Annotated in this window: 12 protein-coding genes; 8 read left to right on the forward strand and 4 right to left on the reverse strand. The window is 64.4% G+C overall.

The genetic code is table 11. The features are described 5' to 3' along the window. Positions 1 to 77 precede the first annotated feature (77 nt). Positions 78 to 1,154, reverse strand: a complete 1,077-nt coding sequence (locus RHOSA_RS25870) for a CobW family GTP-binding protein (protein WP_037255725.1) — start codon at positions 1,152 to 1,154, stop codon at positions 78 to 80. Positions 1,155 to 1,158: 4 nt separating this feature from the next. Next, positions 1,159 to 2,304 carry a COX15/CtaA family protein gene (locus RHOSA_RS20520; RefSeq protein WP_244880615.1) on the reverse strand — a complete coding sequence of 382 codons (1,146 nt, stop codon included), beginning with the start codon at positions 2,302 to 2,304 and terminating at the stop codon, positions 1,159 to 1,161. 140 nt (positions 2,305 to 2,444) lie between these two features. Here RHOSA_RS20520 and RHOSA_RS0104800 point away from each other — a divergent pair, with 140 nt between their 5' ends. Genes RHOSA_RS0104800 through RHOSA_RS0104810 form a run of 3 tightly spaced genes read left to right on the forward strand, consistent with a single transcriptional unit; the run spans position 2,445 to position 7,060 of the window. Further along, positions 2,445 to 4,841 (forward strand): CHASE2 domain-containing protein, encoded by a 2,397-nt coding sequence (locus RHOSA_RS0104800; RefSeq protein ID WP_027287782.1) that lies wholly within the window; start codon positions 2,445 to 2,447, stop codon positions 4,839 to 4,841. Then, complete coding sequence (locus RHOSA_RS0104805; RefSeq protein ID WP_027287783.1) at positions 4,838 to 5,257, forward strand: hypothetical protein; 420 nt, start codon at positions 4,838 to 4,840, stop codon at positions 5,255 to 5,257. The genes RHOSA_RS0104800 and RHOSA_RS0104805 overlap by 4 nt, the downstream gene beginning before the upstream one ends. Positions 5,258 to 5,308: 51 nt before the next feature. Beyond that, the gene (locus tag RHOSA_RS0104810) at positions 5,309 to 7,060 is read left to right on the forward strand and encodes a M48 family metalloprotease (protein WP_156092550.1); all 1,752 of its coding nucleotides are present in this window, start codon (positions 5,309 to 5,311) and stop codon (positions 7,058 to 7,060) included. Positions 7,061 to 7,158: 98 nt separating this feature from the next. Here RHOSA_RS0104810 and RHOSA_RS0104815 read toward each other — a convergent pair whose 3' ends face one another. Further along, positions 7,159 to 7,425, reverse strand: a complete 267-nt coding sequence (locus RHOSA_RS0104815) for an usg protein (protein WP_200372082.1) — start codon at positions 7,423 to 7,425, stop codon at positions 7,159 to 7,161. Positions 7,426 to 7,892: 467 nt separating this feature from the next. On the opposite strand from RHOSA_RS0104815, the gene RHOSA_RS0104820 reads away from it, so the two are divergent. The 5 genes from RHOSA_RS0104820 (at position 7,893) to RHOSA_RS0104840 (ending at position 12,095) form a co-directional block, all read left to right on the forward strand. Then, on the forward strand, positions 7,893 to 8,207 hold the full coding sequence (locus RHOSA_RS0104820; RefSeq protein WP_027287786.1) for a co-chaperone GroES: 315 nt from the start codon (positions 7,893 to 7,895) through the stop codon (positions 8,205 to 8,207). 72 nt (positions 8,208 to 8,279) lie between these two features. Next, positions 8,280 to 9,920 (forward strand): chaperonin GroEL, encoded by a 1,641-nt coding sequence (gene groL / locus RHOSA_RS0104825; protein ID WP_027287787.1) that lies wholly within the window; start codon positions 8,280 to 8,282, stop codon positions 9,918 to 9,920. Between the two features lie 265 nt (positions 9,921 to 10,185). Then, positions 10,186 to 10,689, forward strand: a complete 504-nt coding sequence (locus RHOSA_RS0104830) for a type III secretion system chaperone family protein (RefSeq protein WP_027287788.1) — start codon at positions 10,186 to 10,188, stop codon at positions 10,687 to 10,689. Positions 10,690 to 10,783: 94 nt separating this feature from the next. Beyond that, on the forward strand, positions 10,784 to 11,602 hold the full coding sequence (gene proC, locus RHOSA_RS0104835) for a pyrroline-5-carboxylate reductase (protein WP_027287789.1): 819 nt from the start codon (positions 10,784 to 10,786) through the stop codon (positions 11,600 to 11,602). A gap of 7 nt (positions 11,603 to 11,609) precedes the next feature. Beyond that, a complete protein-coding gene (locus RHOSA_RS0104840; RefSeq protein ID WP_027287790.1) occupies positions 11,610 to 12,095 on the forward strand; it encodes a YbaK/EbsC family protein in 486 nt (161 codons plus the stop codon). 50 nt (positions 12,096 to 12,145) lie between these two features. Here the strand turns inward: RHOSA_RS0104840 and RHOSA_RS0104845 are convergent, their stop codons facing one another. Then, a complete protein-coding gene (locus RHOSA_RS0104845; RefSeq protein WP_037255727.1) occupies positions 12,146 to 13,633 on the reverse strand; it encodes an NAD-dependent succinate-semialdehyde dehydrogenase in 1,488 nt (495 codons plus the stop codon). Positions 13,634 to 13,739 lie beyond the last annotated feature (106 nt).

Consider the following 13,739-nt stretch of genomic DNA (forward strand, 5'->3'; position numbering starts at 1 on the left):
GTGTTGAAAGTTCACAATTGTCTTCTGCACGGTATCGATTGCCGGGCGGCTTCCGCCAGATGCCTTTGTAGCCCGGTTTAGCGCGTGGCTTGGGAGGTGTCGGAGAGGAAGGCGCGCATCGTCTCGGCCACGACCGCACGCTCCAGGTCGCGGACGATAAAAACCAGTTGGGTGCGCCGGTCGCCGTCGTCGGGCCAAGCGGGCAGGGCGGCCGGCGGGTGAAAGACGTGCTGCACGCCGTGAACCACCACCGGCCGCTGTTCGCCCTCGACGTTCAACAGACCTTTGATCCGCAGCAGGTGCTGGCCGTAGGTGCTGACCAGCATCTCCATCCAGTTGGCGAAACGCTCCCAGTCGACCGGGGCATCCCAGGTCAATGTGAAGGCATGGATGCGATCATCGTGCCGATTCGGGTCGTGGCCATGATCGTGACCGTGGTCGTGCCCATGCCCATGTTCATGCCCATGGTCCGTTTCGGCGTAGGCTTCGGCCGCCAGCCAGCGGCGTACGTCGGCGCTCTTGGTTTCGGGATCGTATAGCCCGGCATCGAACAGCCGGTCGGGATCCACTTCGCCGTGTGCGGCACGGATGCGCGGAGCGGCGGGATTGAGCGTGGCCAGGCGGCGCTCCAACGTGGCCAAGGACGCCGCGTCGCTCAGATCGGTTTTGGTGAGCACGAGCCGGTCGGCGACGGCGGCCTGCTTCACCGATTCTTCCTGATTGTCCAGCGTCGTCGATCCTGCGGCCGCGTCGACACACGCAACCACCCCGTCCAGCCGGTAATCGCGCTGGACCATCTCGTCGTGCATCAGGGTGTGCAGGATCGGCGCGGGATCGGCCAGGCCGGTGGTCTCCACCACCAGGCGCTTGAAGTCCGGCACGTCGCCGCGAATGCGGCGGGTGGAGAGCTGCTGCAGCGTCTTCACCAGATCCCCGCGCACGGTACAGCACAGGCACCCGGAATTCAGCAGGATCGCATCCTCGCGCGCGCTCTCGACCAGCTGATGGTCCAGGCCGACGTCGCCGAACTCGTTCACGATCACCGCTGTCTCCGCCATCTCCGGGCGGTGCAGCAGGTGGTTCAGCAGCGTCGTCTTGCCGCTGCCGAGAAAGCCGGTGAGCACGGTGACCGGGATTTGGTGGCGGCTTTCCATCAGGCTAACCTCGCGCAGGCGTCGGGGTGTTACTTGTCGGGCTGAGCCGGGTCAGCGCCCAGACGGTGAGCGCCAGCAGCGTCAGCGCGCCGGCTTGGTGTGCTGCGCCCAGCCAGACCGGCACGACCCATAGCAGCGTCCAGATGCCAAGGCCGAGCTGGCCCAACGCCGCCAAGGCCAGCAGGTCGAATGCCCGGCGTGCGGTCGCCGCCAGCGGGCGCGTGCGCGCCCAGCCCCACAGGCCGAGGGCGGTAATGACGGTCAGGACCGCCAGGACGCGGTGGTTGAACTGCACCGCGGCCGGGTTCTCGAACGGGTTGGCCCAGGTCGGCTCGCGGATCCAGTAGCCACTCGGCACCCATTCGCCAGCCATCTTCGGAAAGGTGTTGTAGGTCAGGCCGGCGTTGATCCCGGCGACCAGGGCGCCTGCCAGGATGGTCGCCGCGAGCAGACCGGCGAAAGCGCGCAAGCCGGTGCGCAGGGCGCGTGCGCCGTCGCTCTGCGCGGGCGCGGGGGCGAGCAGGCCGAAGGTGATCCATAAGACGTAAGCGTAGATCGCGAGCGCCAGGCCCAGGTGGGCGGCCAGGCGATACTGGCTGACGTCGGTGCGCTCGGCGAAGCCGCTGGCGACCATGTACCAGCCGACGAGCCCTTGCAGCCCGCCCAGCGCGAACATCGCGATCAGGTGCGGGGTCAGCGCGCGGGAGATCTTGCGGCGGAAAAGCAGGATCAGGAAGCCGCCGGCGAACACCGCCCCGATCAGCCGCCCCCACAGGCGGTGGATCCACTCCCACCAGAAGATCTCCTTGAAGTCCGCCAGGCTCATGCCGCGGTTGATCTGCTGGTATTCGGGAATGGTCTTGTAGAGCGCGAACAGGCGCTCCCATTCGTCGTGGCTGAGCGGCGGCAGGGTGCCGGAGATCGGCGCCCATTCCATGATCGACAGCCCGGACTCGGTCAGGCGTGTGATCGCCCCGATCACCGCCATGGCGAAGATCATGACGGCGACCGAGAGCAGCCATAGCCCAACGGCACGGTCACCTGCCTGGTTCGGGACCCGCCGGTCGGCGCGGTCGGAAGAAGCGGCCAGCGTACTCATGGCGCCGATATAGGACACCCGGTTCCCCCGGCCAAGCGGGATCGACGTCACGGGGTTCTCAGCAGGAGGTAATAAATACGCCTTTTGGGCGAGTAAATCATGAAATTCTCGCGTTACGTGATTTGGCTGTGTACTATGAATTTTGATGGGACACATGCGCATCAAATGCGCGATGACATGTGTGGGGGGTGATGGGCGAGCATCAGGGCAGCGGCACACCGAACGCGGCCGGCGGGCAAGGGCAGGGTGGGGACGCGCGCCAGTGCGCACCCTTTTGGGCCCGTTTTCGCAAAGTGTCGAAACCCCTCGGGATCCTCATTTTATTCTTTCTGTGTGTTGATATCTTCAACCCTTACGGCATCCCCTCAGCAAGCGACAAGCTGTCTAGAGACACTTTTGATGCCATCCTGGCCCCCTGGTACGACACGGGCGAGGGCGCATGGAACCGCCAGGCGGGCCCATCGGATGGGCCAGACACGCCGCAAGACGCGTCGATCGTATTGCTGCTGGACGACAAGAGCCTGAGCTCCAGCCAGCACACTTGGCCGCTGCCCGCGCAGCAGTGGCATTACATGTTGCAGTCGCTCGCGGAAGAGTACCGACCCGCGGCCGTCTTCCTCGACGTGATGTTTACCCACGAACGGCCGGACCCCCGTTTGGCGCCGGACGTTCGGGAAGCCCAGCGTGCACAGATGCCGGCCTGCGATTTTTTCGATACCGATCCAGTTGTCCGGGCCAAAAAGGTCGCCTTGCGAGATTTCATCGAACGAAACGGGGAAGGAAGTGCTCGGGACATTAGTTATGAAACAGCAGGAGCGCGGCTGGTGGGGCTAGTTAAGGCCTCCCATCGTGACAGTATTTTCCGGTGCCTCAAATATCACTATCGACCGGTTGATGGCCCGACCTACGAGTCACGTTTGATGGATTTGGAACCTGCTGATAGGCGGCATGATACCTGGACGGACCCACGTATTCCCCTGATCCAAGCGGTTCCCAATCCAGATGTCATAGGCAAACTCGCACCGCGGTTGTTGAGTGCGGATGTGCCTGGGGACTTCGTAGCCGCGAATCGGCAGGTGCACGGGGACTGGGTCCAAGAGGTGCAAGCCGGCTCGAACGCGGATGATGACGTGCAGACATTTCGATGGGCCAGATTTTTGCCAGAGCGGCTGCTGATACCAGGGCTGCGGGGCGTCGCGACCCCGGCCGTCGTGCAATTGGAAGTCAATCCGTATGAGCCGGGTGCCATGCCACTAAATATAAAGCGGCCATTTTATCGTAAAAATGGTGAGTCGTTCATCGGGAGCCAAGTGACCACACCTGCGGCCGCTGCTGTCGTCGCTTTTTGTCGCCATCATCCGAATAGTCTGCTTCCAGGATGCAAGGACCTTCGTGCCGCAGAAAAGGGATCCGAGTGCCAAATCGATACCGTAACAGAGTGCGGTGACTGGGACTGGAAGCGGTCATTGTCTCTAAGTTGGGGGCTCAAGCCAGCGGTTACTGAAGAGTACTTCAAATTTGGCGACACAGACGAAAACGGCATAAACGAAAACAAGGTCACTTTCCGGTCGAAAGCGGAAAGCTGCGCGTTCCTGCGGGCCGATCTCCATGGCGGCAAAAGCGACATTGGTCGACTGCGCGACACCTTGACCCGGATGAGTTGGAGCGTCCGGATTGCGTACGTCGGAGCCAATAACCAGGGTCGGGTGATATACGAAAGGTGCTCCTACATTCCGATGCTGATTGCGGATCTGAACTATTGGCCGGCGCGCCAGACCAAGCTGATGCGCGATCACCCGGATGGGCCGGTCGATCTGGGCGATCTCATCGATGGTCGTGTCGTCTTTATCGGAACTAATTTCGATATTCAGAAGGATCGGACCCTCTCGCCGGTGCACGAAACCATGCCCGGCGTTTTCCAGCATGCCATGGCTTTCGACAATTTGTTGCGTGCCGGCGCTGACTGGCGGTCGCCGGCGGCAGGTGTGGTCAAGGGTTATGTGCCTGATGGCTCTTTACTATACCGTTTCTTGGCCGGGTTTTCTTGGTTGGACGTCACAGAGGTTCTGGTCCTGTTTTGCGCCGCGCTCATCGGAATTGTGATGCGCGAGATCGTGACGCCGACGTACCTCGGTCCGGACGGCAAAACATTCGAAACGCATGAGTCGATGGTAAACGCGGCTTGGGAGCCGATCATCGTTCTAGGATTGGTGATCCTCGCGTTGCTCTTCTTGCTCAACGTTCATACTTGGCCGATCGGGGACTGGGTGATGATTGTTGCGGGGCTGGTTACCTACTATAACGAACGTTTGCGGGTTGCGGTGCGCGAGGCTGTCTTTTCACTCGTGAGGTGGGTCTGGGAGAGCCGGCATAAACCAGCCCGTCTGGCGGGGGTGACGATCGTCACTGTTGTACTGGTGACCAGCCTTTTGATCGACCCGTGGCGCACCGCTGCCGTCCTGTTGCCGGTGATGTTTTGTACACTGCTCTGGTGGGCGGTCAGGCGCCTTTGCATCGCGGTCGCGGTGTGGCGTGCGCAGCAAGCGTCCAAACGCACTTCTAATCCTGTTGAAGGAGAGGCTTCATGATCCGTCTTAGCGTCGTCTGGTCCGCCGTTGCCGTTCTTTCTACCGGCCTGGCTGTCGGCAGCGTTTCGGCGGCTGATGGCTACAGCGACCATCTGATCAAAGGCTTCGACAAGCCGGCGATGCGTGACTTCGATCCGGAGAAGCGGATTCCCGTCGGTAAAGTCCTGGCCAGCGAGATCGTGCAGAAGCCAGCGTCAGGCGGAACGGGAGTGATCGTCGAGCTGCGCAGCGCGGACGACCTGGTGTGTCTGCGGCTGAAGCCGGAGGCCGGGCGCCCGGAGGCTTGTGTCATCGCCGCGGTGCTCAGTCCCTGCGTATGCGACTACGAAGTGGCGAGTGTGGCCCAAAAACAGTCCGGGATCGGCGGCCTCTCCGGTGTCGTGACCCCGAACGGGGGTGCGTGCAGCTGCGACTGATCGGTGGCGATCCGGCCCACCACGGTTTTCAGGTCAATCAGGAGCTTTGCCGTGACTTACACGAAAATGGGCCGGACGGCTGCGGTCGCCGGGTTGTTTGCCATCGCGGCGTTGACCGGATGCGTGGCGGGCTCCGATGGGCGTGCGCCGGCCGCGCCGGAGATTGCCATGATCGACACCCGTCTCGATCCCGGGACGAAAGCGGATGGTGCCGGACAAGTCGTTCGTGCGGGCAGTTATGACGTGCCACGCGGGCTTTATCGCCTGGAGGGGCGCGATCAGGTCCTGCTACGAAGTCCAGAGATGGACGGTTATCTGCGCTCGATCCTGAACCGTTTGGCGCAGCCGATCACGGCGGCGGACTACACCGGAGAGGTTGGCATTTTCGCCACCTCGGAGCCGTCGTTCATTGCCGTCACCACGCCGGCGAACGAGGTCTTCGTCTCAATGGCCGCGCTGGAGCAGGTGGGGAACGAGGAGCAGCTCGCATTTCTGCTGGCGCACGAATTGAGCCACGTAGTCCGACAGGACAGTGAACGCACGGAGGCCATGGGCGCCCAGGATCAAACTGCCGTGCGCGTACTTCAGCTCACCAAATTTGAAACCGACCAGGCGACCCGGTCCCAGAGCGTCGTGGAAGGCGACCCCGACGAAGCCCGCAAGGTTCTGGAGCTGCGCCGGAAGATCGCGATCACCGTGCACAGTCTCCAATTGGTCCTGGAAAATAACATTGGCCCCGCCTGGACGCTGCAGCAGGAACAGATCGCGGACAAGGCGGCCGCGGATTTGATGTACAAGGCGGGCTACAACCCCCTGAATGCGACGGCGATCTTCGGCATGCTGGGCGAGGCCGAATCCAAGCGACACGCCGAGGTGGAGCGCCATCTCAAGGAATTGACCCGTCTGGTCGGCGAACTGGTCGCATTGCGGGAGGACGATCCTTACTTGGCTCGGCTGAAGGGCGTTGGCGTTACTTTAGGCTCTGAAGCGTTCGGTGGTCTGATGGATATGTTCCGGACCGATCCCTATGATTCCGCCGAAGACCGACGTGAGGCCTTCGAGGCCTATGTTAACGCGCGCTATGGGCTGGACCTCCCCGGTCTGGGCCGGCTGGACGCACTCAAGCGCGTTCGGGCGCGTGACACAGGTTACGCGCGCGTGCGCGAGAGCATCGTGCGCGCCCGACAGGCGGAAACCGCGTTCGACGACGCCTACGTGGACGCGAGTGACAGGCGTGGCGAGGGCATCGAGAAGAGCGTTGAGATCGCCTTGACGGCCATCTCCGGGGCTGGCAGCGACGTCGGGCTGCCCCGGCTGGTGTTCCACCGGATCCGGAAGGAAACTGGCGATCAGCGTCGCGCTTTGCTCAACTTGGAAAGCATTCTAGGCCGGCCCGAACTGGGCCCTGCGCCCGCGATTACCACGGCCCTGTACTATGCCGAGACCGGTGAACGGAAGCGGGCGTCCGAAATCGTGGACGAACTGTCGACCCGGTATGGGGCCGAGGCGCTTTATCCAGTCGCCTACGACGTCAACTCGGTGCTGGGGGAGCGTGAGGAAGCCGCGCGCATTCTCAAGACCTGCCTGGATACGGTGAGCAACCGATATATCCGGCTCAAATGCCGGGCGCGGGAACAGATCGAAACGGAAGAGTCGGACGAGGCGACCGTTATGGCCAAGCCGGCCGGGTCACACGGGGCGGACGCACCGGCGTCGTCCGAGCGTGCAAGTCCGAACGCGTCGAGTGAACCGGGGGATCCAGCCAGCGCTTTAATGGAAGGCGTGAAGGGCCTGTTCAATTGACCCGGAGGGGCTCGGTCCATGGCGTTGTCTGGACCCCGGCGCAACCGGTTGCCTGCAAGCCGCCAGCGACCACCGGAGTCCAGACGCCGGAGGCTTGGTTATTGCAGCGTATAGTGCGCGTCGACGACGCGGATGTCGTCGGGAGCGACCAGCTCGCGGCTGGCAACGCGGACGGAGTGCAGTTCGCCGTCCAGGTTTTCGCGCCAGAAGGTCAGGAAGCCGTGCAGAACAGGGTATTTCGGGATCAGGTCGTAGTCCTGCCAGATAAAGGTCTGCAGCAGGCTGGGGTGATCCGGTAGGCGGTAGAAAATCTCCGCGACCGTCAGGCGGTAGCCGTCGAGCTGCTTGCCCAGGCGACGTGCCATCATGCACCTCCAACACCGTTGGGCGGTCCGGACAGGCACATGGCATCAGGTCAGGTGGCATCAGGTCGTTGGGATGCGACCAGACCGCCTGCCTGCGCGGGACCGCATTTCTTTAGGATGCCGCACGTGCTGGGGTTGGCAAGAAAAAAGTGTTTCGCCTCAGGCGTTTGGCAGCCGCACCTGCGGAGTGCTGCCAGTCCAGTGAGGTCGGCGACTTGAACGGATAAATCCCTATGCACTTTTTTGTGTGCATGTGACTTGACTTGGATCGTGCGGCTCCTTAGCTGATTAGCACTCCTCGGGGGAGAGTGCTAACGCCCGGCGGGCAGATGGCGCTGGCCGCCGATAGGCTCGCCCGCGACCGAGGGGATTGGCGTCTAGAAACCGCGTTCGCTTCATAGAAACCGCGCATCCGCTGAAAACGGGGCCGGGAAGGGGCGCAAGACTTGGTAGGGAGAGACCAGAAGATGAAATTCCGTCCACTGCACGACCGCGTTGTGGTCAAGCGTCTTGAGCAGGATGAGAAGACCACCGGCGGAATCATCATTCCGGATACGGCGAAGGAAAAGCCGATGCAGGGCGAAGTGCTCGCCGTCGGCCCCGGCGCCAAGGACGAGCAGGGCGCCGTCCAGCCGCTCGACGTCAAGGTCGGCGACACCGTGCTGTTCGGCAAGTGGTCGGGCACCGAGGTCACGGTCGACGGTCAGGATGTCCTGATCATGAAGGAATCCGACATCATGGGCGTCCTCGAAGGTCAGGCCGCGGGCAAGAAGGCCGCGTAACGCGCCGCCCGCCCGATCCGCTTCACGAGAACAAAACGTCAATATATTTCCGAAAAGTAGGAAACACAGACGATGGCTGCCAAAGACGTCAAATTCGGCACCGACGCGCGCGACCGCATGCTGCGCGGCGTCGATATCCTGGCCAACGCCGTGAAGGTCACGCTCGGCCCGAAAGGCCGCAACGTGGTGATCGACAAGTCGTTCGGCTCCCCGCGCACGACCAAGGACGGCGTCACCGTCGCCAAGGAGATCGAGCTTAAGGACAAGTTCGAGAACATGGGCGCCCAGATGGTCCGCGAGGTCGCGTCCAAGACCAACGATCTGGCCGGTGACGGCACCACCACCGCGACCGTGCTGGCCCAGGCGCTGGTGCGCGAGGGCGCCAAGGCGGTGGCCGCCGGCATGAACCCGATGGACCTGAAGCGCGGCATCGACCAGGCCGTCGAGCAGGTGGTGAAGAACCTGCAGAGCCAGTCCAAGAAGGTCTCCGGGAACGAGGAGATCACCCAGATCGGCACGATCTCCGCGAACGGCGATCTGGAAATCGGCAAGATGCTCTCGAATGCCATGGAGAAGGTCGGCAACGAGGGCGTGATCACGGTCGAGGAGGCCAAGGGCCTGGAGACCGAGCTCGATGTCGTCGAGGGCATGCAGTTCGACCGCGGGTATCTCTCGCCTTACTTCGTGACCAACAGCGAGAAGATGGTCTGCGAGCTGGATAGCCCGTACATCCTGCTGTTCGAGAAGAAGCTGAACAGCCTGCAGCCGCTGCTGCCGGTGCTGGAAAGCGTGGTCCAGTCGAACAAGCCGCTGGCGATCATCGCCGAGGACGTTGAGGGCGAGGCGCTGGCGACCCTGGTGGTCAACAAGCTGCGCGGCGGCCTCAAGGTCGCGGCCGTGAAGGCGCCGGGCTTCGGCGATCGCCGCAAGGCGATGCTGGAGGACATGGCGGTCCTGACCGGTGGCCAGGTGATCTCCGAAGACCTCGGCATCAAGCTGGAGAACGTCACCCTCGACATGCTGGGTCAGGCCAAGCGCATGACCATCACCAAGGACGAGACCACGATCGTCGACGGTGACGGCAAGGCCAAGGACATCGAGGCCCGTGTCGCCCAGATCAAGGCGCAGATCGAGGAAACCTCCAGCGACTACGACCGCGAGAAGCTGCAGGAGCGCTTGGCCAAGCTGGCCGGCGGCGTGGCCGTGATCAAGGTTGGCGGTGCCACCGAGATCGAGGTGAAGGAGCGCAAGGATCGCGTCGACGACGCGATGCACGCGACCCGCGCGGCCGTCGAGGAGGGCATCGTCCCGGGCGGCGGTGTCGCCCTGCTGCAGGCCTCCAAAGGCCTGGACAAGCTGAAGGGCGTCAACGCCGACCAGCAGACCGGCATCGACATCGTCCGCCGGGCCCTGCAGGCGCCGCTGCGCCAGATCGCCACGAACGCCGGCGTCGACGGTGCGGTGGTCGCGGGCAAGCTGATGGAGAGCACCGACCCGCACTGGGGCTACGACGCCTACAAGGGCGAGTACACCAACCTGGTCAAGGCCGGCATCATCGACCCGACCAAGGTCGCCCGCTGCGCGATCCAGGACGCGGCCTCCGTCGCCGGTCTGCTGATCACCACCGAAGCGATGATCACCGAGAAGCCGGAGAAGCAGGCCAAGGGCGGCGCCGGCATGGACTATGACGATGCTGGGGGCATGGGCTTCTAAGCCATCCCTGAATTCGGCACCCCAGGGCCGTGGAGGGCAACCTCCACGGCCCTTTTTCTATGCGGCGGGCAGGAAAGTCCTAAGGCTCAATATCTAGCGGGTGTGGCGCGATTATCCACAGGATCATGAGCGCACACTTGTTGCGTCCCTGAATCGATCCTGGCACTGTCAAAATATGGTGGTCGGCGAGTGGGGCCTGTCGACATCTGGCCCTCGTCGCATCGCCGCGACCAGTGGCCGCATTGGTGGGAGCACGCGCCACGCCATGACCTCTCTTCTACGCCTGAACGAGCTCGACCCGGGCAACCCGATCGATCTGTTGGAGGAGTTGGTTTCCGCCAACGACTGGGTGTTCGACCGTCCGAGCGACGAGGAACTAGCCATCCAGGTTCAGGGTAAGTGGGTGGCCTATCACCTCTGGACCGTCTGGCATGCCCACATGCGGGCGATGTCGTTCGCCTGCCACTTCGATTTCCGAATCCCGGAGGCCAAGCGCCGGGAGGCGCGGGAGTTGATCGCGCGGTTCAACGAGACGCTCTGGCTCGGCCATTTCGACTTCGTCAGCGAGGATGGCTCGGTACTGTTCCGTCATACCATCCCGCTGCGCGGTACCGCCGGCGCGAGCGTCGAGCAGCTAGAAGACCTGGTGGACACCGCCGTTGCGGAGTGCGAGCGTTTCTATCCGGCCCTGCAACTCGTCGTCTGGGGCGGTCAGGCGACCGGCGATGCCTTGGCCGCTGCGCTGATGGAAACCGTCGGCGAGGCGTAAGGCGCGGGGCGGGGCAGCACGGCGCTCCCTTCAAGCGGAGGGATCGTGCTGGGCTGCTTTGAGGGAACGGTCCACACGCAGGAGGCACTGCGAGATGACCAGCGAACGGCCACTGCTCTTGGTGGGTGGTGGCAAGATGGGCGGGGCGATGGTGCAGGGCTGGCTTGCCCGCGGCACGTCGCCCGGCCGTATCCATGTCGTCGACCCCAGTGCGGACAACCGCCGGCCGTTGGCTGATCAGGGGGTCAACGCCGTCCCGGCGATCGACGACTTGGGCGAAGGTCTGGACCCGGAGGTCGTGATCCTGGCCGTGAAGCCGCAGGTGATGGGCGAGGTGGCACCGTCCTACGCCCGCTTCGTGGCGCCCGGCACGGTGTTCCTATCGATCGCCGCCGGCAAGACGATCGGCTTTTTCGAAGAGATTCTGGGCGCGCAGGCCGCCATCGTGCGGTCGATTCCGAACACGCCGTCGGCTGTCGGGCGGGGCATGACGGTCGCCTGCGCGAACGCGAACGTCACCGCCGAGCAAAAGGACAGCTGCGACGCGCTGCTGCGCGGGGTCGGCGAGACCGGCTGGGTCGAGGACGAATCGCTGATCGACGTGGTGACCGCCGTGGCCGGCAGTGGTCCGGCCTATGTCTTCTACCTGATCGAATGCCTGGCTCAGGCCGGAATCGACCAGGGCCTGCCGGAAGAGCTCGCGCGCACGTGCGCCGGGCAGATGGTTGCCGGGGCGGGTGAGCTATACCGCCAGTCGGGCGAGACGGCGGAGCAGCTGCGCAAGAACGTCACCTCGCCCAAGGGCACGACCGAGGCGGCGCTCAACGTGCTGATGGCGGCCGATGGGCTGCGCCCGTTGATCGGTCGCACGGTCGAAGCCGCTGCCCGGCGCAGCCGCGAACTGGCGGGCTAGTTCGCGCATGGACACGCCGAAACTGAAGGGCAGCGTCAAGCGGGTGCACGACACACTGGTCGCGGGCGGCTGGCCGGCCGATCTGCGTAAGGTCGACCCTAGCGCCAGGACCAGCGAGGGCGCGGCCGCCGAGGTTGGCTGCACGGTCGCGCAGATCGCCAAGTCCTTGGTGTTTAAAGGCGCGGAGAGCGGCAAGGCCGTCCTGGTGGTCGCCAGCGGGGCCAACACGGTCGATCCGACCCGGGTCGAGGCGTTGATCGGCGAAGCGACCGAACGCGCCGACGCGGCCTTCGTCCGCCAGGCGACCGGCTTCGCCATCGGCGGTGTCGCGCCCGTCGGTCATACGGCCGAAATCGTCTGCGCGCTCGACGAAGACCTGCTGGGGTTCGACGAAATCTGGGCCGCCGGCGGCGCCCCCGACGTCGTCTTCCCGCTCGATCCGCATGAACTGCCCACGATGACCGGCGGGATCGTGGGGCGGGTCAAGGCTTGAGAGCCACGGGTACGCACCCGTGGCTCTCCGCTCTTCCGTCCTGTCGCGCTCTAGATCCAGTCGCGGCAGACGTACTTCACTTCCGTGAACTCTTCCATGCCCAGGCGGCCACCTTCGCGGCCCAGGCCGGACTGCTTGACGCCGCCGAACGGGATCGGGGCGCCGGTCACCTTGGTGCGGTTGACCGCGACCATGCCGAACGCGAGCGCCCGGCTGACCCGGTAGATGCGCCGCGGGTTCATGGTGTGCAGGTAGGCGACCAGACCGTACTCGGTGGCGTTGGCGCGGGTGATCGCCTCGCTCTCCTCATCGAACGGCGCGATCGCGGCGACCGGGCCAAAGGTCTCCTCCTGGAAGATCTTGGCGTCCGACGGCACATCGGCCAGAACGGTCGGCTGGAAGAACAACTCGCCGGCCTCGTGCCGGCCGCCGCCGCACAGCACCTTCGCGCCCCGCGCCTTGGCGTCCTCGACGTGCTCGACCTGCTTGTCGAAGGCCCCCTGGTTCATCAACGGGCCGATATCGCAGTCCTCAGGCCCCGGACCGACGGTAAGCGCGGCCGTCTGTTCGGCGAACTTCTTGCAGAATTCGTCGTAGATCGACCGCTCGACCAGGATTCGGTTGGCGCCCAGGCAGTCCTGGCCGCTGGTGGCGAACTTGGCCTTCACCGATTCCGTAACCGCGTCGTCCAGCTCGGCATCGGCGAACACCAGCACAGGGGCGTGGCCGCCCAGCTCCATCACCAGCTTCTTCACCGTGGGCGCGCACTGGCTGTAGAGCAGTCGGCCGACCTCAGTGGAGCCGGTGAAGGAGAGCGCGCGGACCCGCGTGTCCTCGGTCCAGGGCGGGCAGACGGTGCGCGCCTCGCCGGTGACGACGTTGAAGATGCCGGCCGGGATGCCCGCGCGCTCCGCCAGTTCCGCGAGCGCGGTCGCGGAAAAGGGGGTTTCCTTCGACGGGTGCGCCACCACCGGGCAGCCCGCCGCCATCGCCGCGGCCGCCTTGCGGGTCAGCATCGCGGAAGGGAAGTTCCACGGTGTGATCAGCGCGCAGATGCCGATCGGCTCGCGCCAGACCTCCATCTCCGCGTCCGGCAGGTGGGAGGTGACGTTCTCGCTGTTCGGCCGCTTGGCCTCCTCGGCGTAGTACTCGATGAACGAGGCGGCGTAATCGATTTCCCCGCGCGCTTCGGAGATCGGTTTGCCCTGCTCCAGCATCATCAACTGGGCGAGGTCTTCCTTGTTCGCCATCATCAGGTCGAACCAGCGCCGCATCAGCCGCGAGCGCTCCTGGGGCAGCAGCTCGGACCAACTGGCGAAGGCGGCCTCGGCGGCATCGACCGCGGACCGGCTCTCGGCCGCCGACAGCGCGCTGACGCGCCCGATCACCTGGCCGTCGGCGGGGTTGGTGACGTCGACGTGCTGGCCGTCGGCGCCGCTGCGCCATTCTCCGGCAATGTAGGACTGGTCGCGCACCAGTTTCTGGTCGCCGATGTTGGCGAGTGGCGAACCCGCCGGCAGATTGGATGGATTGGTCATCGAAGCCTCCGTCGTGCTGGCCGATCGGCCGCGCGTCGGGTGCGCGTTTAGCCGCGCGCTGCGCGCGGAGCGGATCGGCGGTGGATCGCGGGTGGCTGGTCCACGC

Source organism: Rhodovibrio salinarum DSM 9154 (genome assembly GCF_000515255.1).
Taxonomy (GTDB): Bacteria; Pseudomonadota; Alphaproteobacteria; order Kiloniellales; family Rhodovibrionaceae; genus Rhodovibrio; species Rhodovibrio salinarum.

Excerpts from the sequence above, each read along its gene's own strand:
- RHOSA_RS0104830 (WP_027287788.1), top strand. The coding sequence starts at position 10,186 with ATGACCTCTCTTCTACGCCTGAACGAGCTCGACCCGGGCAACCCGATC.
- groL (WP_027287787.1), top strand. The coding sequence starts at position 8,280 with ATGGCTGCCAAAGACGTCAAATTCGGCACCGACGCGCGCGACCGCATG.
- RHOSA_RS0104840 (WP_027287790.1), top strand. The coding sequence starts at position 11,610 with ATGGACACGCCGAAACTGAAGGGCAGCGTCAAGCGGGTGCACGACACA.
- RHOSA_RS0104845 (WP_037255727.1), bottom strand. The coding sequence starts at position 13,633 with ATGACCAATCCATCCAATCTGCCGGCGGGTTCGCCACTCGCCAACATC.
- RHOSA_RS25870 (WP_037255725.1), bottom strand. The coding sequence starts at position 1,154 with ATGGAAAGCCGCCACCAAATCCCGGTCACCGTGCTCACCGGCTTTCTC.
- RHOSA_RS0104820 (WP_027287786.1), top strand. The coding sequence starts at position 7,893 with ATGAAATTCCGTCCACTGCACGACCGCGTTGTGGTCAAGCGTCTTGAG.
- RHOSA_RS0104805 (WP_027287783.1), top strand. The coding sequence starts at position 4,838 with ATGATCCGTCTTAGCGTCGTCTGGTCCGCCGTTGCCGTTCTTTCTACC.
- RHOSA_RS0104800 (WP_027287782.1), top strand. The coding sequence starts at position 2,445 with ATGGGCGAGCATCAGGGCAGCGGCACACCGAACGCGGCCGGCGGGCAA.
- RHOSA_RS0104815 (WP_200372082.1), bottom strand. The coding sequence starts at position 7,425 with ATGGCACGTCGCCTGGGCAAGCAGCTCGACGGCTACCGCCTGACGGTC.
- proC (WP_027287789.1), top strand. The coding sequence starts at position 10,784 with ATGACCAGCGAACGGCCACTGCTCTTGGTGGGTGGTGGCAAGATGGGC.